This window comes from Arthrobacter sp. U41 (genome assembly GCF_001750145.1).
Classification (GTDB): Bacteria; Actinomycetota; Actinomycetes; order Actinomycetales; family Micrococcaceae; genus Arthrobacter.
The window spans coordinates 1,471,116-1,488,625 of sequence record NZ_CP015732.1 but is presented as its reverse complement, the minus strand read 5'-3'; the positions used below and the strand labels follow the sequence as shown (position 1 = coordinate 1,488,625).

At 68.8% G+C, this 17,510-nt stretch carries 17 protein-coding genes and 1 pseudogene; 3 read left to right on the top strand and 15 right to left on the bottom strand.

Annotated features, from left to right (window positions below):
* Positions 1 to 71 precede the first annotated feature (71 nt).
* Positions 72 to 698: a thymidine kinase gene (locus ASPU41_RS06925; RefSeq protein ID WP_069950300.1), complete on the top strand. Its 627-nt coding sequence runs from the start codon at positions 72 to 74 to the stop codon at positions 696 to 698.
* A 57-nt stretch (positions 699 to 755) separates the two neighbouring features.
* Positions 756 to 1,589, top strand: a complete 834-nt coding sequence (locus ASPU41_RS06920; protein ID WP_069950299.1) for an alpha/beta fold hydrolase — start codon at positions 756 to 758, stop codon at positions 1,587 to 1,589.
* A 99-nt stretch (positions 1,590 to 1,688) separates the two neighbouring features.
* On the opposite strand, the pseudogene ASPU41_RS06915 reads toward ASPU41_RS06920, so the two are convergent.
* A pseudogene (locus tag ASPU41_RS06915) lies at positions 1,689 to 3,174 on the bottom strand (DHA2 family efflux MFS transporter permease subunit).
* A 238-nt stretch (positions 3,175 to 3,412) separates the two neighbouring features.
* On the opposite strand from ASPU41_RS06915, the gene ASPU41_RS06910 reads away from it, so the two are divergent.
* On the top strand, positions 3,413 to 3,868 hold the full coding sequence (locus ASPU41_RS06910) for an SRPBCC family protein (protein WP_069950298.1): 456 nt from the start codon (positions 3,413 to 3,415) through the stop codon (positions 3,866 to 3,868).
* Here ASPU41_RS06910 and panC read toward each other — a convergent pair.
* From panC to dacB, 14 genes are all read right to left on the bottom strand, one after another.
* On the bottom strand, positions 3,865 to 4,764 hold the full coding sequence (gene panC, locus ASPU41_RS06905) for a pantoate--beta-alanine ligase (RefSeq protein WP_069950297.1): 900 nt from the start codon (positions 4,762 to 4,764) through the stop codon (positions 3,865 to 3,867). The two genes, ASPU41_RS06910 and panC, sit on opposite strands and share 4 nt — an antisense overlap.
* Before the next feature lie 14 nt (positions 4,765 to 4,778).
* Entirely contained in the window at positions 4,779 to 5,687 is a 909-nt protein-coding gene (locus ASPU41_RS06900; RefSeq protein WP_069950296.1) for a Rossmann-like and DUF2520 domain-containing protein, read from the bottom strand.
* Complete coding sequence (locus ASPU41_RS06895) at positions 5,680 to 7,236, bottom strand: PH domain-containing protein (protein WP_069950295.1); 1,557 nt, start codon at positions 7,234 to 7,236, stop codon at positions 5,680 to 5,682. Before ASPU41_RS06895 ends, ASPU41_RS06900 begins: the two co-directional genes overlap by 8 nt.
* A 36-nt stretch (positions 7,237 to 7,272) precedes the next feature.
* Positions 7,273 to 7,785, bottom strand: coding sequence for a PH domain-containing protein (locus tag ASPU41_RS06890; protein ID WP_069950294.1), 513 nt, complete (start codon positions 7,783 to 7,785; stop codon positions 7,273 to 7,275).
* Positions 7,766 to 8,287: a DUF3180 domain-containing protein gene (locus tag ASPU41_RS06885; protein WP_069952535.1), complete on the bottom strand. Its 522-nt coding sequence runs from the start codon at positions 8,285 to 8,287 to the stop codon at positions 7,766 to 7,768. The genes ASPU41_RS06890 and ASPU41_RS06885 overlap by 20 nt, the downstream gene beginning before the upstream one ends.
* The gene (gene folK / locus ASPU41_RS06880) at positions 8,287 to 8,814 is read right to left on the bottom strand and encodes a 2-amino-4-hydroxy-6-hydroxymethyldihydropteridine diphosphokinase (protein ID WP_069950293.1); all 528 of its coding nucleotides are present in this window, start codon (positions 8,812 to 8,814) and stop codon (positions 8,287 to 8,289) included. The genes ASPU41_RS06885 and folK overlap by 1 nt, the downstream gene beginning before the upstream one ends.
* The gene (folB, locus tag ASPU41_RS06875; RefSeq protein ID WP_069950292.1) at positions 8,811 to 9,179 is read right to left on the bottom strand and encodes a dihydroneopterin aldolase; all 369 of its coding nucleotides are present in this window, start codon (positions 9,177 to 9,179) and stop codon (positions 8,811 to 8,813) included. The genes folK and folB overlap by 4 nt, the downstream gene beginning before the upstream one ends.
* A 14-nt stretch (positions 9,180 to 9,193) precedes the next feature.
* On the bottom strand, positions 9,194 to 10,117 hold the full coding sequence (gene folP / locus ASPU41_RS06870) for a dihydropteroate synthase (protein WP_069950291.1): 924 nt from the start codon (positions 10,115 to 10,117) through the stop codon (positions 9,194 to 9,196).
* An 11-nt stretch (positions 10,118 to 10,128) separates the two neighbouring features.
* A complete protein-coding gene (gene folE, locus ASPU41_RS06865; RefSeq protein ID WP_069952534.1) occupies positions 10,129 to 10,725 on the bottom strand; it encodes a GTP cyclohydrolase I FolE in 597 nt (198 codons plus the stop codon).
* 57 nt (positions 10,726 to 10,782) lie between these two features.
* Positions 10,783 to 12,849 carry an ATP-dependent zinc metalloprotease FtsH gene (gene ftsH, locus ASPU41_RS06860; RefSeq protein WP_069950290.1) on the bottom strand — a complete coding sequence of 689 codons (2,067 nt, stop codon included), beginning with the start codon at positions 12,847 to 12,849 and terminating at the stop codon, positions 10,783 to 10,785.
* A 213-nt stretch (positions 12,850 to 13,062) separates the two neighbouring features.
* On the bottom strand, positions 13,063 to 13,614 hold the full coding sequence (gene hpt / locus ASPU41_RS06855) for a hypoxanthine phosphoribosyltransferase (RefSeq protein WP_069950289.1): 552 nt from the start codon (positions 13,612 to 13,614) through the stop codon (positions 13,063 to 13,065).
* A 29-nt stretch (positions 13,615 to 13,643) separates the two neighbouring features.
* Entirely contained in the window at positions 13,644 to 14,681 is a 1,038-nt protein-coding gene (tilS, locus tag ASPU41_RS06850; protein WP_197515832.1) for a tRNA lysidine(34) synthetase TilS, read from the bottom strand.
* Between the two features lie 80 nt (positions 14,682 to 14,761).
* Positions 14,762 to 15,880 (bottom strand): zinc-dependent metalloprotease, encoded by a 1,119-nt coding sequence (locus tag ASPU41_RS06845; RefSeq protein ID WP_069950288.1) that lies wholly within the window; start codon positions 15,878 to 15,880, stop codon positions 14,762 to 14,764.
* Between the two features lie 78 nt (positions 15,881 to 15,958).
* Positions 15,959 to 17,479, bottom strand: coding sequence for a D-alanyl-D-alanine carboxypeptidase/D-alanyl-D-alanine endopeptidase (dacB, locus tag ASPU41_RS06840; protein WP_069950287.1), 1,521 nt, complete (start codon positions 17,477 to 17,479; stop codon positions 15,959 to 15,961).
* Between the last annotated feature and the right edge of the window lie 31 nt (positions 17,480 to 17,510).

The window sequence follows — 17,510 nt, the reverse complement described above, 5'->3', positions numbered from 1 at the left end:
GGAGTCCGGAGTACTTCGCCGGGAGGGGCGCGCCTTTACAATCGGTGGGCGACCCTTTCGAAAGGACCCCCTTGGCCAAGCTCTACTTCCGCTATGGCGCGATGAACTCCGGCAAGTCAACGGGCTTGCTGCAGGCGGCCTTTAACTACGAGGAGCGCGGCCAGCGGGTCCTGCTGGCCAAGCCGGATGTGGACACCAAGGGTGACGCCGACGTCGTGTCCCGGCTGGGCATGACGCGCTCGGTGGACTTCCTGATCCCGGCAGGGGCGTCCGCGCGGGAGCTGTTCACCGCCCAGGCCCATGGAGACGACCCGGACGCCCTGCTGGAGCATGTGGACACGCAGCCGGTGGCCTGCCTGCTGGTGGACGAGGCGCAGTTCCTCGAACCGGCCCAGGTGGACGACCTGTTCCGGATCGCTGTCCTGGACAACGTCCCGGTGCTGGCGTACGGCATCCGCACGGACTTCCGCACCCGGGCGTTCCCGGGATCGCTGCGCCTCCTGGAGATCGCCCACACCCTTGAGGAACTGAAGACCATCTGCCGCTGCGGCCGCAAGGCCATCTTCAACACCCGCCGGGCCGGGGACCAGGTGGTCTTCGACGGCGACCAGGTCGCGATCGACGGCCAGGACGTCTGGTACGAGTCGCTCTGCGGCTCCTGCTACCTGGAGGTCTCCGGCGGCCGGCTGGGGAGCTAGGTTCGCAGTCCGGGGACGCTACTACGCCGTAGCTGCAGCCTCGGCTAGGCTCTGACCATGACCCGCGAGAACATCAGAACCCCCGACGGTGGAACGATCGAGCTTTTCAGCACGGGTGCCGAGCTGGCCTCGGCGGGCTCCGGCGTCGTCGTTGTGGCGGCCTCCATGGTGACCGCCGCCGACTACACCCGCTTCGCCCAGAAGCTCAGCGCATCGCTGGGACGCCCGGTGCATACCTTCAACCGGCGCGGCCGCGGCTCCTCCTCACCGCAGCCGGAGGACTACACCCTCGACGTGGACATCAAAGACCTCGACGCGGTCATGAAGCACACCTCCAGCACCGACGTTTTCGGCCACAGCTTCGGCGGCGCGGTGGCACTGCACGCCGCCCGCACCCTGCCGGTGGAACGCCTCGCCGTGTACGATCCGGCCGTCTCCGTGAACCACAGCGTCACCGCGGACTGGACCACCGAGTATGAGAAGGCGACGGCGGCAGGCGACGACGACCGCGCCCTCGCCGTGCTGCTCAGGGGCCTCGAGACCGGCAGCGCCCTGTCCCGGATGCCGCTGTCCATGCTGACCCTGGCGAACAAACTGGCTGCTGGCACGCCGCTCGGCAAACAGATGCGCGAGCTGATGAAGACCGGCGTCCGGGAGATCAAGGCCATCATCGCCGCCGACATGCCGGCCGAGCCGTTCCTGGAACTGCCGCTGGAAACGCTGATCATCGTTGGCGAGAAGAGCCCGGCGTATTTCGGCGTGGCCTGCGCCCAGATCCACGACGTGCTCTCCGGCTCCAGCTACACGATCCTGCCCGGCATGGGCCACGACGGCGTCAACAAGGCACCGGACAAGCTCATCTCCGCGCTGAGCGAGTTCTTCGCCAGCTAGCAGCCAGCCCCAGCGACAGCAACGCGGGGTCACTTGGCGCCCATTCCGGTCGGCCGGATGGGCGCCAAGTGACCCCGCGTTGAGTTAAGCGCGTTGGGGCTAGTGCGAAGCGGGGTGCTCCGCTCCGGCAGTTTTGCGCATCATGACGGCCAGTACGACGGCGGCCAGGGCGATGACCGATGCCGTGAGGAACGCCGCGTGCATGCCCGCGACCATTCCCGCGCCGGCGGAGACCACCGCGTAGATGGAGACGAGCAGTGCCGTTCCGGCGGCCCCGGCGACCTGCTGCAGGGTGCTCATAATCGCCGAGCCGTGTGAATACAGGTGCGGGGGCAGCGGGTTCAGCCCGGTCGTGAACGCGGGAGTGAAGATCAGGGCCAGCCCCAGGCTCAGGCCCACATACAGCGCGACGATCCACCCGACGGGCGTTTCCGCGTCGAGCAGGGAGAACTGGAAGAGGGCCACCACCAGCAGCAGCGAGCCGGTGACAGTCAGCGGCAGCGGGCCCACTTTGTCGAAGAGCCGCCCGATGAAGGGCCCCAGCAGGCCCATCGCGAGGCCGCCGGGCAGCAGGGTCAGCCCCGTCTCCAGCGACGTCAGGCCACGAATTTCCTGCAGGTACAACGGCAGGAGGATCACCGCGCCGAAGAGGGCGACCATGGCCACCACCAGCAGCAGCACGGACACCGTGAACATCCGGAACGTGAAGGCGCGCAGGTCCAGCAGCGGCGCCTCAGACTTCTGCAGCCGCACCTGCCGGAGCACAAAGGCGACCATGGCGATGACGCCCACGGCCAGGGCGATGACGGCGGGCGCCGGGACCGCCCTGGCCGCCGCCGATCTGGCTCAGTCCGTGGACGAGTCCGCCGAAGGCCGGAACGGTCAGCAGCACGGACAGGACGTCGAGCCGGGTGTTTTCCTTTTCGCCGATGTTGGTCAGGAACCTGGCCCCGATGGCGAACGCGGCCAGGGCGATCGGCAGGACAAAGACGAACAGGAAGCGCCAGGAGAAGTGCTCAAGAATCAGCCCGGAAACCGTGGGGCCCATGGCCGGCGCCACCGAGATGGCGATGCTGACGTTGCCCATCACGAAGCCGCGGCGTGACACGGGTACCAGGGTCAGGATGGTGGTCATCAGCAGCGGGAGCATGATGGCCGTGCCGCCGGCCTGGACGATCCGGGCGAGCAGGAGGATTTCGAATCCCGGGGCCAGCGCCGCGAGCAGCGTGCCGCCGGAGAACAGGCCCATGGCGAGCATAAAAACGGCGCGGGTGGACAGCCGCTGCAGGATAAAGCCGGTCGTGGGGATCACGATGGCCATCGTGAGCATAAAACCCGTCGACAGCCACTGCACCGTGGGGGCGGTGACTCCGAGATCGACCATCAGCCGCTGCAGCGCAACGTTCATGATGGTTTCGTTCAGGATGACCACGAAGGTGGCCACCAGCAGGGTGGCGATGACGGTGACCGATTCCCGGGACATCTTCGCCGGCGGCGCAGGCGGAGCAGCAGCCGCGCCGGGAACCTGGCTGTGCGCGGCGTGCCCGGGATCGCCGGGCTGCTTTGAAGTGACGTCTGTAGACATGGGGGTTCCCTCAGGGAGTTTTTGAAATGGGGTCTGCGAGCGTCGTCGCTACAACAGGTGCCAACCAGCGGTGCGCCAAGGTAATTCCCGCCGGTGCAGACAGATTACTGCGCCCTGCGTCCGGCAGGACCTTCTGCCCTACTCCCGGTCCGCTCAGCGGCGTTCCCTTGAGAGAGCAGGGAGCGCCCGCCGTGCCAACCGGGAGCTGCCCCTCACCCCATGTTCAAAGGAGTTTTCGATGGGCCACATCCAGCAGAGCATCCAGATCGCCGCACCCGTGGACCGGGTCACGGAGATCGCCACGGACCCCCACCATTGGTCGTCCTGGTGGGTGAACCTCAGCGAGGCAAAGAACGTGGAGGGCGACGGCGGCGCCGGAACCGTCGTCAAGCACAGCTACCTGATGGCCGGGGTGCCGTTCCCGGTCACGACCAAGGTGGTCGAGAGCACCCAGACCGGGTCCGGCGGCAAACACGTGCGGATTGAATTCGACGGGCCGCTTAAAGGCTGGCAGACCTGGGACTACGAGCCCGAGAATAACGGCACCAAGGTATCCGTGGAGATCGAATACAACGTTCCGGGCGCAGCAATAGGCAAATTCGCAGACCGTGTGCTCGTGGAACGGCTCCAGGAGAGGGCCAGGGAGCAAACCCTCGACAACCTGAAGCTCATGGCCGAGAGCGGAACCGTCTAGGAGTCCAGCGGGACGTTGTCGATCAGACGGACCGGGCCCACCCTGGCCGCGATGAGCGCCAGGCCCTCGCCGCGGAACGGCGTGTCCCTGCAGTTCTCGGCCAGCGGTTCGAGGGTGTTGGGATCCACCACGTCGAAGTAGTCCAGTTCAACGAGCGGCTGGGACGCCACGAGGGCCTGCGCGGACTCAAGGTCCAGCGGCTGGTGGGCGTTGGCCCGGTCCTCGATCAGCCGCAGCGCCCGCGAGAGCACCAGCGCCGCCTCGCGTTCCTCGGCGGAGAGGAAGCGGTTGCGGCTGGAGAGCGCCAGTCCGTCGGCGGAACGCACAATCGGCACCGGGACGATCTCCACGGGGAAGTTCAGGTCCGCCACCATGCGCTGGACGAGTGCCAGCTGCTGCGCATCCTTCTGGCCAAAATACGCCCGGTACGCCGGCAAATCCCCGCCCGGGGCCGCGCCGGGCATTCCGTAGTGCAGCAGCTTGGCCACAACGGTCAGGGCACCGTCGAAGTGCCCGGGCCGGGCCGCGCCCTCCCATTTCTGGGCCATCGGGCCCGCGCTGATCCGCACCCTGGGCGCCCCTCCGGGGTAGACCTCGTCCACGTCCGGAGCGAACACCAGGTCCACGCCCACGGCGTCCAGCAGCGCCAGGTCCGCCTCCAGGGTCCGTGGGTACCGTTCCAGATCCACGCCCTCGCCGAACTGCAGCGGGTTGACGAAGATGCTCACCACCACCACCTCGTTCTGCCCGACGGCGGTGCGCGCCAGCTCGGCGTGCCCCTCGTGCAGGGCGCCCATGGTGGGAACCAGGCCCTGCGAGGTGCCGCCCTTTTCCTTGAGCAGACGGGTGCTTTCGGCCCGGAGCTGGGCGGCCGTGGTCACGAGGTGGATCGCCAAGTTAGGGACCTTCCTTAGGGTTGTTTGCCATTATCGTCCGGGCCCTCGAGCGCCTTGGTGACGGCGTCGAGCTGCTCCGGCTTCAGCAGACCCCGGCGTCCCGCCCGGCGGGCCGTCGCCCGGGCCATGGCCAGGTACGCCTCCAGAATATCGCCGTCGGAGCCGCCGTCGTGCTCCCGCAGGGACTCGGCGTGCGCGGCCACGGTGCCCGTGTCGCCGCGGGCCACCGGACCGGTCAGGGCCGACTCGCCCGAGGCGAGCGCGTTCTCCAGGGTCGCCCGCAGCAACGGCCCCAGCATCCGCTCGGGGGCTTCAACGCCGACCTCCCGGAGCAGCTGCGAGGACTGCGCCACCAGGGTGACCAGATGGTTGGAGCCGTGGGCGAGGGCCGCGTGGTACAGCGTGCGGTCGGCCTCGGCGATCGCGACCGGCTCCGCCCCCATTTCCACCACGAGGGCCTGCGCGATGGGTAGCATCGCGGCGTCCGCCGTGACGCCAAAGGTGCAATCCAGCAGCCGGGTGAGGTCCAGGCTCATTCCGGTGAAGGTCATCGCAGGGTGCAGCGCCAGCGGGATGGCGCCGGCGGCCCGGACGGAATGCAGGATCCCGACGCCGAAACGACCGGAGGTGTGGGCCACGAGCTGGCCGGGCTGCCAGGCGCCGAGCTTCGCCAGGCCTTCGACGAGCGGGCCCAGTGCGTCGTCGGGGACGGCCAGGAGCACCAGTTCGGCGCGCTCGACGATGTCCGGCACGTCCAGCACCGGGACCCCGGGCAGCAGGGCGTCGGCACGTTCGCGGCTTGCGTCCGAAACGGCGGAGACTCCGATGATGGCGTGCTCCGCCCCGCGCAGTGCCGCCCCCAGCACGGCGCCCACCTTGCCGGCGCCGATGATTCCGATGCCGAGTCGTCCTGGTTTAGCCATGCTGCCGGTGGTCCTGTCTGTTGGGTTCTTCGGTGTGGGAGGGTTCGGCCACGAGTGCCCGGACCTGGTCCAGCCAGTGCTCGCTGGTCTGGCGTTTGCGTGCCGCCCGGGCGCGGGCCGCCTGTGCATCCAGCAGGGCACGCCCCTCGTCCAGGCCGGCCTGGACCAGCCGCGGGGAAACCGGTCCGGCGGTGGTGTGCAGCACCAGGTCCGCGACCCGGAAGCGTCTGGCCAGGGGTCCCTGCTCCAGCGCCATCGACTGGGTGCGCTGGTGCGGGACCACCACGAGGTTCCGCCACCAGCGGCCGGAGCGGATCAGCAGGGCCGTGTCGGTGGCGGTGAATCCGTTGCGCCGCCAGCCCAGTGGCGCCAGCAGCCGGGCCCGCCGCGGGGTGGTGACGAAGCCGCCGTCGTTGTGCCCCGGAACCGCCGGATCCGCCGCAGGGCCGGCGAGGCCGTTGATGCCGGCTGCGAAGACCCGCACCGGGTCCGGGGTGCCCGGGTCGGGCAGGACGAGGGAGAGCATGGTGAGGACCTCGGGGAAGGTCCCCACCGGCAGGAGCGTGGTCCGGGAGGTGCCGCCCTCGCCGTCGTTTCCCGCGGCGCCGTAGCCGGCCACGTTGACCTGGATCCGGTACCAGCCGAAGATCCGCCAGAGCGGGGGCTGGCTGATCCGCAGTGCCTGGATCCGGCCCGGCGGCAGGGTCTGCGCCTGAGTGTCCAGCAGTCCGTAGCGCAGCCGGATGCCGTCCGGGGAAATGGCGGCGGTGAAGTTGTAACCCCTGTTGAGGGAATTCCAGTACGCGGCCACCATGCCCAGCGCCGCGGGAATCAGGAAGAGGTAAAAGCTGCGGTTCTCGGTAAGGGTGGAGAGCACAACGGAGGCGGCGCCGCCGGCGACCACGAACAGGGTCTGCTCGCTCAGGACCAGGGATCCGAGCAGGCGTCCCGGCGGTACGGTCAGCACGGCGTGTTCGGGCGCTTCCGCGGCGGCGGCCCCGGGGCGTGCGGGGTCCGGCACCGCTCCGGCGGCGCGGGCCAGGATGGTGGCCCGGAGCTGGCGTGCCTCGTCCATGCGGAGATACGCGAGCCGCACGGCGGAATCGCCGGCGTCGGCGACCTCGAATTTGAGCTCGGCAAGCCCGAAGATCCGGGCCAGCAGCGGCTGGACGATGTCGATCGCCTGGACCCTGTCCAGCCTGGCCTGCCGCTGCTGCTTGAAAAGGAAACCGGTGTTCAGCCGGACATAGCCTTCGGCCACCTGGTAGCGGGTGAAGTGCCAGCTCAGGATGTAGCCGAGCACGGTAAGCAGCAGCAGGATGCCGCCGCCAAGTAGCAGCCACGGTGCCCGGCCGGCGATCCGCTCATCGATGAAGGGGCCGCCCTGGAGCATCCGCTCGAAGGTATCCCGGAAGAAGAAGAATCCGATGGCGGCCAGCGCCACCCAGCCGCGTAGGAAGGGTGAGGCCGGGTGCACGCGCAGCCACGCGCCGTCGGGGGTTCCCTCCCCGGCGCCCGCGGAAGCCTCCGGGGCCGCGTCCGGTTTCACCGAGTTCCCCTAACGGAGGACCTCACGGCGGACCCGTCACAGTCCGGCCAGCCGGGCTTCGCCGCGGGCGGAGAGCTGCTCGCGGAGCCGGGCCCCTTCGGCGGCGGGCAGTCCGGGGATTTCCGCGTTGGTGCCGGCAGAGGCGGTGTGCAGCTTCAGCGTGCACAGGCCCAGGCCGCGTTCCACCGGCCCGGCGCCGATGTCCACGTACTGCATGCGGCCGTAGGGGACCACGAGGGTCCGCTGGAAAAAGATGCCGCGTCGGATGAGCAGGTCATCCTCCCGCTCGGCGTAGCCGATGGCACGCACCTGGCGGGGAATGAGCAGGAGCTTCCACAGGGCCAGGACAAGCATCACGGCGGGGAGTCCGGCCGCGAGCCAGAGCGGGAAGGACTGCCACCATCCGTTCAGGACCAGAATCAGCGGGAGGCACAGCAGCGCGACGATGACGAGGGTGGCCAGCGCCCAGCTGGCGAGACGCACCGTGACGTATTTTGGGGAGACGCGCAGCCAGGTGATGCCCGGAGGGTCAATCGCCTCGGTACGCATATTCGCCTTCCGCCTTGGGCTTGCGCTTTTCCTGAAGACCCGGGGCCGGCTCGCCCTCCCCGTCCTCGGGCGGGATCCGGCAGAACCGTTCCACCATCAGTCCAACCACGACCATCGCCAGGCCGCCCCCGGCCATCGCCAGCGCCTGCCAGGCGAGGGTCTGGTCGCTGCGCAGGTTCCAGAGGCGCAGCTGGTCAACGAAAATCCCGGCATGCCAGCCCAGCAGGACGGCGCCGGTGTAGGCGCAGGCCTGGGCCAGGACGAGGGTCAAGGCTGCCAGGATGGGGTTGAGCATCTTCTTCTTGTTGCCGTTCCGCCAGCGGAGTACCCGGATGCCCAGCACGAGGGTGAGCACAACGATCACGCCCATCGTGATGAGTCCGTTGAGCGGCAGCACGGGGGTGTTCAGGCTGTAGCGGGTGGTCAGCAGGGCTGCGAGCCAGCCCAGGGTTCCCACTGCCGCGCTGATCACCAGCAGCACCAGGGGGCTGGTCAACTTCATCATTCCGCCGCTCCGGCCACGCCATGGAGTTTTTTGAAGCCGTCGAAGGGCACCAGGTCGGCAAAGTCGGCGGCCCGGGCGGCGAGTTCGCCGACGCGTTCGCCGTCAAGCTCCGCGGCAGGGTCAATGAGCGACCACGGGTAGAGCACGAATGCCCGCTGGGCGGCACGCGGGTGGGGAAGGGTAAGCTCCGGGTCGGAGCTGACCAGCTCCCCGTAGGTGATGATGTCAACGTCGAGGGTGCGCGGGCCCCAGCGCACGTCGCGGACCCGGTGATGCTTCTCTTCGACCGCGTGGCAGTGCGTCAGCAGCTCAAGGGGTGTCAGTGTGGTCTCCACGGCGATCACCATGTTGAGGAAGTCCGGCTGGCCGGCCGGCCCGCCGACGGCTTTCGTCTGGACAATCGGCGAGATGGCCAGCAGGCGGACTTCGGGCGGGTCAACGATGTCCGCGACGGCGGCCGAGAGGGTGTCGCTGCGCGCCCCGAGGTTGCTGCCGAGTGCGAGCACGGCCCGGGTGTAGCTCATGGCTGCACCTGTCGGGCCCGCCGGACGCTGACGGAGACGTCGCCGAACTCCACTGCGATGGGAGCCTTGGGTTTGTGCACGGTGATGTCTACCGCGGTGACGGGGAACCTCCGCAGCACCTCCTCGGCGATCCGCACGGCCAGCGCCTCGATCAGGTTCAGCGGCTCCCCCGTGATCCAGCCCCGGATGCATTCGGCCACTTCACCGTAGTGCGCGGTGTCCAGAACGTCGTCGGAGGCGGCGGCGCGGCTGAAATCCAGGTGCAGCACGGCGTCGACCACGAACGGCTGGCCATTGCGCCGCTCGAAATCAAACACTCCGTGATGGCCGACGGCGGTGACGCCGCTCAGCGTGATCTGGTCCATGGTGGCCTGTCGGTTCAGTTGGGGCCGGTGGCGGCCGGTGCCATGCGGGCGGCGACCTTGGCGGCGTCGAGGCTGGGGCCGACGTCGTGCACGCGGACCGCCCAGGCGCCCCGGTAGGCGCTGATGGCGGTCACAGCGGCGGAGGCGGCGTCGCGTTCGGCCGGCGGGGCGGCCTTGCCGGACTCGGTCAGGAGGCTGCCGAGGAAGCGCTTGCGGGAGGCGGCGACGAGGACCTTGTGGCCCATGGCCTGCAGCACGTCCAGGCGCCGCAGCAGCTCCCAGTTCTGCACGTCGGTCTTGGAAAAGCCGAGTCCCGGGTCCAGGATGATCTGTTCCGGTGCCACTCCGGCCGCGTACAGCTTGTCGCGGACCCCGGCGAGTTCGGCGGCGACGTCGTCCGCGACGTTCCCGTATTCGGTCAGGGAGTCCATGGTGCTGGCGTTGCCGCGGCGGTGCGTCAGGATGTAAGGGACCCTGCTGCGGGCGGCGAGTTCGGCCATTTCCGGTTCCATGGTCAGCCCGGACACGTCGTTAATGATCGCGGCCCCGGCTTCCAGCGCCGCGGCGGCGGTGGCGGCGTGGGTGGTGTCGATGCTGACCAGGGCGCCGGCCTTCACCAGCGCCTGGATCACGGGCAGGACCCGCCGCTGCTCCTCCTCGACGCCGACTTCGACGGCTCCCGGGCGGGTGGATTCGCCGCCGACGTCGATGATGTCCGCTCCGCCGTAGAACATCCGCAGACCGGCGGCGATGGCGGTGTCGGCGGTGGCGTGTTTGCCGCCGTCGCTGAAGGAGTCCGGGGTGACGTTCAGGATCGCCATAACAAGCGTCCGGTCCGTGGGGAGATCCTTGAATTTCGCTGCGGGGCGGGGCTTGCGCAGGACGGGCAGGGGCGAGGTCGCGGGTCCGGTTCCAGGTGCTGCAGCTAGGGAATCCATAGTCTGTGTTGTTACCTTCCGATGATGAGGCTCATGGCCTCGGCACGGGTGGCCGGGTCATGGAGTTGCCCGCGTACCGCGCTGGTGACGGTCTTGGCGCCGGGCTTGCGGATGCCGCGCATGGACATGCAGAGGTGTTCGCATTCGACGACGACGATGGCGCCGCGCGGCTTGAGATGAGTAACGAGGGCCTCGACGATCTGGGTGGTCAGGCGTTCCTGGACCTGGGGGCGGCGGGCGAACATGTCCACCAGCCGCGCCAGCTTGCTCAGCCCGGTGACCTTCCCGTCATGCGAGGGAATGTAGCCGACATGGGCGACCCCGTGGAAAGGAACGAGGTGGTGCTCGCAGGTGGAGTAGAACGGAATGTCCTTGACCAGGACGAGTTCCTCGTGGTCCAGGTCGAAGGTGGTGGCCAGGATTTCCGCCGGGTCGTGGTGGAGGCCGGCGAACATCTCGGTGTAGGCATTGGCAACCCGTTTCGGGGTGTCCAGCAGGCCGCTGCGGTCCGGGTCCTCGCCGATGGCCAGCAGGATCTCACGGACGGCCGCGGCGATCCGGGGCTTGTCCACGACGTCGGGCCCGGGGACGGGCCCTCCCGCCGCCAAATCATCGGTGGCGGGAGCGTCGTCGTCGTCATTGAAGAAAGAAGTCACTTAAGAAGCCTAGCCGGGATGGCCGTCAGGCCCGAGATCCGTTACACCGCCCTGGAACGGCTCCTGTCCGGAAACGCCCTGGGCGTGCGGCGGGAACGTGTCCAGCGGTTCCTCGAGGCGGGCTTCCTTGGCTTCTTCCTGCGCTTCGCGTTCGGCCTTCTCCCGGCGGGATTCCACCGGCCCGATTTCCTGGATCGGACGGGTCTCCTTGGACAGCCAGATCTCGCGGAAATCGCGCTTCCGGATGTCGGTGAAGACCTGGGCGATTTCGGCCTGGTTCAGCGTTTCGCGCTCCAGCAGTTCGAGCGCCAGCTCGTCCAGGACGTCGCGGTTCTCAATCAGGATGGCGTAGGCCTCGTCATGGGCGCCTTCGATCAGGCGGCGCACCTCCTCGTCGACGATGTAGGCGATCTGGTCGGAGTAGTTGCGCTCGTGGCCGGCGTCGCGGCCCAGGAAGGGCTCGCCGCCGCCCTGGCCGAGGCGCACCGCGCCGACGCGTTCGCTCATGCCGAACTCGGTGACCATCTTGCGGGCGATCCCGGTGGCCTTTTCGATGTCGTTGGACGCCCCGGTGGACGGGTCGTGGAAGACGAGTTCCTCCGCGACACGGCCGCCCATGGCGTAGGCCATCTGATCGAGGAGCTCGTTGCGGGTCACGGAGTACTTGTCGTTCTCCGGAACCACCATGGTGTAGCCCAGGGCGCGGCCGCGGGGCAGGATGGTGATCTTGGTGACCGGCGCCGAATTCCGCAGCGCCGCGGCGACGAGGGCGTGGCCGCCTTCGTGGTACGCGGTGACCTTGCGTTCGTGTTCCTTCATGACGCGGCTGCGCTTCTGCGGGCCGGCCATCACACGGTCGATGGCCTCGTCGAGGGCGCGGTCGTCAATCAGGTTGGCGTTGGAGCGGGCGGTCAGCAGCGCGGCCTCGTTGAGGACGTTGGCCAGGTCCGCGCCGGTGTAGCCGGGGGTCTTCTTGGCGACGGCCTTCAGGTCGACGCCGGGAGCCATCGGCTTGCCCTTGGCGTGGACCTTCAGGATCTGGTCGCGGCCGATCAGGTCCGGGGCCTCGACGGAGATCTGCCGGTCGAAGCGGCCCGGGCGCAGCAGTGCCGGGTCCAGCACGTCCGGGCGGTTGGTCGCGGCGATCAGGATGACGTTGGTCTTGACGTCGAAGCCGTCCATTTCAACCAGCAGCTGGTTGAGGGTCTGCTCGCGTTCGTCGTTGCCGCCGCCGATGCCGGCACCGCGGTGACGGCCGACGGCGTCGATCTCGTCCACGAAGATGATCGCCGGGGCGTTCGCCTTGGCCTGCTCGAACAGGTCGCGGACACGGGATGCGCCCACGCCGACGAACATTTCCACGAAGTCGGAACCGGAGATGGAGAAGAAGGGGACACCGGCTTCGCCGGCGACGGCGCGGGCCAGCAGCGTTTTGCCGGTGCCGGGAGGGCCGTAAAGCAGCACGCCCTTGGGGATCTTGGCGCCAACGGCCTGGAACTTCGCCGGTTCCTGCAGGAACTCCTTGATTTCTTCGAGTTCCTCGACGGCCTCGTCCGCTCCGGCGACGTCGCTGAAGGTGACCTGGGGCATGTCCTTGTTGACCAGCTTGGCCTTGGACTTGCCGAACTGCATGACCTTGGAGCCGCCGCCCTGCATGCGGGAAAGCAGGAACCAGAAGAGGACGCCCAGGAGGAGGACGGGGATCAGAAGGGAGAACAGCCCGGAGAGCCAGTTGTTCTCGACCGGCTGGTCGGTGTAGCCGCTCGGGGGCCTGGCGTCAGTGACGGCCTTGACCACGTCGTCGGCGCGGGCGTTGACGTAGTAGAACTGGATGTTCTTGCCCTTGTCCTGGCCGTCAACCTGCAGGTTTTCCTTCAGGACCAGGTCCACGCGGTTCTCCGCGTCGAAGATTTTTGCCTGTTCGACCTTGCCGCCATCGGTCAGCAGCGCGAGACCCTTGTCCGTGTCGATCCGGGCTGCGCCGCCCGGGGACAGGGTGGCAAAGGCCAGCAGGAGCATGCCAACAACAACGACAATCCAGATGCCCGGGCCCTTGAAGAAACTCTTAGCTTTCATCTGTTCGGGGCAGGCCCCGTCCCTCCTGGTAGTGCTGCACGGCGACCGATCTGCGCGCGTGTGGTGCTGCATCAGCTTCAAGCTATACACCGTCGGAGTTACTCACGCACGGTGTAGTCCAAAAGTTCCCTGAGGGCGTAGCGGGGCCGGCCCGGGACCGGCCCCTTGCCGGACCTGGGCCGGGTCAGTCCTGCCGGACCCTGCGGCCGCCCGCTACTCGTAGACGTGCGGTGCCAGGGTGCCGACGAAGTCCAGGTTGCGGTACTTCTCGGCGTAGTCCAGGCCATAGCCAACGACGAACTCGTTGGGGATGTCATAACCGACGTACTTGACGTCGATCTGGACCTTGGCGGCCGTGGGCTTGCGGAACGCGGTGCAGATTTCCACCGAGGCCGTGCCGCGTGATTCCAGGTTGGTCTTGAGCCAGGACAGGGTCAGGCCGGAGTCGATGATGTCCTCGACGATCAGCACATCCTTGCCCATGAGGTCCGTGTCGAGGTCCTTGAGGATGCGGACCACGCCGGAGGACTGGGTGCCGGAGCCGTAGGACGAGACCGCCATCCAGTCCATCGAGACGTGGCTGTGAAGGGCGCGGGCGAGATCGGCCATCACCATCACGGCGCCCTTGAGCACGCCGACGATCAGCAGATCACGGCCTTCGTAGTCCTTGTCGATCTGGGCAGCGAGTTCGGTGATCCGAGACTGGATCTGCTCCTTGGAGTACAGAACGTGCTTGAGATCTGCCTGGACGTCGTTTGAATCCACCAATAACTCCTGTGTAGATGCGGGGGCGACTATATTTTGGGCGGTTTTTGAGGCCGGAATACAAGCTTCCCACAGCGGGCCGCCTCACGGGGAACACCGGCGGAACCGGACGGCCCTTCGGCGAGGAGCTGCGCGAGCGAGAGCCGGTAGACGCTGACCCCGCCGGGCAGCTCCACGGGACCCGCCGACCCCTGGCGGCGGAGCAGCGCTTCCGCGGCCAGCAGGCGCTGGTAACTGGGCTGCTGGCCCCCGACGGCGGCCGCGGCCTTTGCGATGACCCGGAACCTCACGGCCGGCGCCAGTTCCCGCAGCGCTTCCTCCGGGAGGCTGATCGTGGAACCGGACAGCTCCCGCAGCCGGAGGAAGGTGTCATTGGCCACGTCCTCGAGGTAGTCGGCGTCCAGCTGCAGGATGGCGGCGGTCCGCGCGAGCGATTCGGCAACGCCGGGACCAAGTTTTGCCTCCAGCAGCGGCAGCACCTCCACCCGGGTCCGGGACCGCGCAAAGGACGGGTCCGCGTTGCTGGGATCGTGCCAGGGTTCGAGGCTCTCGACCTCGCAGATCGTGAGGGTGTCCGCCCGCCGCAGCCCCAGGAACGGCCGCAGCAGGCGGTCCCGGGCGGGGCGCATCCCCGCCAGGGACCGGGTTCCTGAGCCGCGTGCGAGTCCCAGCAGCACCTGTTCGGCCTGGTCATCCAGGGTGTGGCCGAGCAGGATGGCCTGGGCGCCGGTGTCGTCCGCCGCCGCCTCCAGGGCGGCATGGCGGGCGTCCCGGGCAGCCGCCTCCGGCCCCATACCGGTGGAGGAGACCTCGACGGTCCTGACCTGCACGGGTGAGAGCCCCAGTTCCCGCAGCGTCACGGCCGTGGCGGCGGCGATATCGGCTGAACCGGGCTGCAGCTGGTGGTCCACCACGACGGCGCCCACGGAGACGGGGTGTCCGTGCACGTGCCCGCGGCGGGCGAAGTAGGCGGCGACGGCGGCGAGTGCCAGCGAATCAGGTCCGCCGCTGCACGCGACCAGGACACGTTCCGGGTAGCCTGCTGCGGCCAGGGCGTCCTGCAGCATTTTCCGCGCGGTGCCGACGACGGGCGCCAGCCGGCCGGGCCGGCGTCGTCCGCTGGAAACGGGACGGGCGGTCACGGAAACTAGTGCCCCATCCGTTCGAGCCAAAGCTTTGAATCGTGAATTTCGGGCTCGCTCGGCAGGTGGTCCGCGGACTCCCAGACCTTGTTGAAACCCTCCATGCCGGCCACATCCACGACTTCGCGGACGAACTTTGCGCCGTCGCTGTACTGGCGCATCTTGGCGTCCAGTCCAAGCAGGCTGCGGATGAACTTCTCGATCACACCGCGGTCCTGGGCCCGGGAGTTGAAGCGCTGCCGGATGGTCTTCACGGACGGCACGATGCTGGCGTCGACGGCGTCCATCACCACGTTGGCGTGCCCTTCGAGCAGGCTCATCAGTGCGGTCAGGCGTGAGATCGCGGCTTTTTCCTCGGGGTTCTGCAGCAGGTCGAGGATGGCTCCCCTGCTGGGTGAACTGCCGGAGGCGGTGCGGTCCTTGAGCGATTTCGCCGCAGCCGAGGCCCGTTCCATCAGGGAGTCGACATTGCCGAGCAGCTGGCCGCTGAGGTTGTCGATCTCCTCCAGCATGTGGTGCCGCAGCCACGGCGCGGCGGCGAACTGCACACGGTGGGTCTGTTCATGGAGACAGACCCACAGCCGGAAATCCTCGGGTTCGACGTTGATTTCGCGCTCGACGGAGATGATGTTCGGCGCCACGAGCAGCAGGCGGCCGGCGGCGGGCGCGGTGGAGTTCTCGGCGAGGGCGGAGAAGGGGTCGTACTGGCCCAGGACCTTGCTGGAGAGGAAGGCGAGGATCGCGCCGAGCTGGCTGCCCGTGATGGCGCCGCTGACGCTGGCCGCGCCGGGGTTCAGGGTGCCGCGGCGGCTCTCGAGCATCTTTTCCATGGCCGGTTTGAGCATCACGGCGAAGCTCTGGGTGTTGGCCCTGGCCCAGGAGGCGCGGTCCACGATGAGGACCGAGGAATCGCGCAGTTCGCGTGCGGCCTCCAGCCCGGTGATGTCGTGGACGTGCGGCACGGAAATGTCCGCCATCAGCCGCAGATTTTCCACGGCGGCGCCGATCTCAGCCGACCCCAGGGTGGGCCCGGCAGGCGTCAGGCGGGCCGCGGTGGAAGCGGCAAGCTCCCAGTTGATCAGGGCTTGGGCTTGGGCTGATGTCTCGCCGGCAGAGGACTCCATAGGCTCCATCAGATCACAGGGGCATGACAATCCGCCTTAAATTCGTCGGGCGGCGAACGGGGAACCGCCCCGCAGCCGTCAGCGGCAGCCGCAGCCGGCAAGAACGGAGGCGGTGCGGTCCAGCGCGGTCCGGTTGTCCGCCCCCGGGGTCAGTCCGTTGCCGATGAAGGAAAACACCAGGAGCCGGCCGTCGGCGTCCACCACATATCCGCTGAGGGAGGTCACCGTGTTCAGCGTGCCGGTCTTGGCCCGGACCAGCCCCGCACCGCGGGCCGTGGCCGCGTCGGTGTACCGGTCCCCCAGGGTTCCGGTGAGTCCGGCGACCGGGAACCCGGCCAGGCCGGCGCGGAGCCGGGTGTCGGTGCCCGAGGTGATCGCCCGGACCACGTCGGCGAGCTGCCGGGCGGAGACCTGGTTGCTCAATGCCAGCCCTGAGACATCGGCGGCGCGCAGGGTGGCGGCGGGGATTTTCAGTTCCTCGAGCTGCTGCAGCACGGCTGCGGCTGCGCCCTCGTTGCTGCCCGGCTTCCCGGAGGCGAGCGCCGCCATCCGGCCGATCGCTTCGGCGAGGTAGTTGTCCGAACTGCGCAGCATCAGGTCCACCTGCTCGCCTGCCGTGGCGGACTGGACCTCGGCCAGGACCCGGGCGCCGTCGCCGCCGCCGCCCGTTCCCGCGGGAACCCGCGCGACGCCCGGCGCCACCGTCAGGCCGGCCGCGGCCGCCGCGGCCGCGAGCTCGGCAGAGAACGCCTCGGCGGCGCTCATCGCGGCATCCTGGGGGCGCGGACCGGTGGTGATTGCGGGGTCGAAGCGGGCGGAGTTCATTGCCAGCGCGAACAGCGGGGCCACCTCGCCGGCGGCAACATCGTCCAGGTTCCAGGCCGGGTTCAGCGCGGGGCCGGTGAAGAGGGAATCGTCCAGCAGCACCGTCACGGGGACGGAGACGTCCCCGCCCTGCAGGGCGCGGACGGTCTCCTGCGCCAGGCTGGCGAGCCCGGCCCGGCCCGGCACGGCGCCCGGGACCGATTCACCCGCGCCGAGAAGCACGTCCCCGCCGCCGGTAAGGATGACCGAGCCCGGGGCGGCGCCTGCCACTGCCCTGGTGCTGAAGCGGCGCTCCGGGCCGAGGGCGCGCAGGGCCGCGGCGGCGGTGAGGAGCTTCATGTTGGAGGCCGGAACGCGGAGCGCGTCGCCGGAACGGTCGAAGAGCACCTCCCCGGTGACGGCGTCCTGCACCACTCCGGTGAAGTTTCCGGCGCCGTCGGCCTTCAGGGTTTCGTTGAGCTGGGCCGCCAGGGAACCGGGCTCCGGGACGGGAGCCGTGGCACTGAGCGGTTCGATGCCGTCCGGTTCGCTGGCCTCCGGGTTGCTGCCTGCAGCCGCGCCGCCGCGGGGGGCCAGCGCGCCGGGGGCCTGGTGCCAGGGCGGGGCAGCCGGTGCGGGGGCAGAGGGGGCGGGGCCCAGGAAGGCCGGTGCGACGGCGAAGCCGGCGGGGAGGGCGAGGGCCACGACCAGCAGGGTCTGGAGCAGCAGCGGCAGGGTCCGTCGCAGCGGCCCGGGCGCCGGGTCCGTGCCCGGGCGGCTCGTTCTGCGTTTCATCCTGCTGCCGGTCCTTTAGTCCTGAAATGTC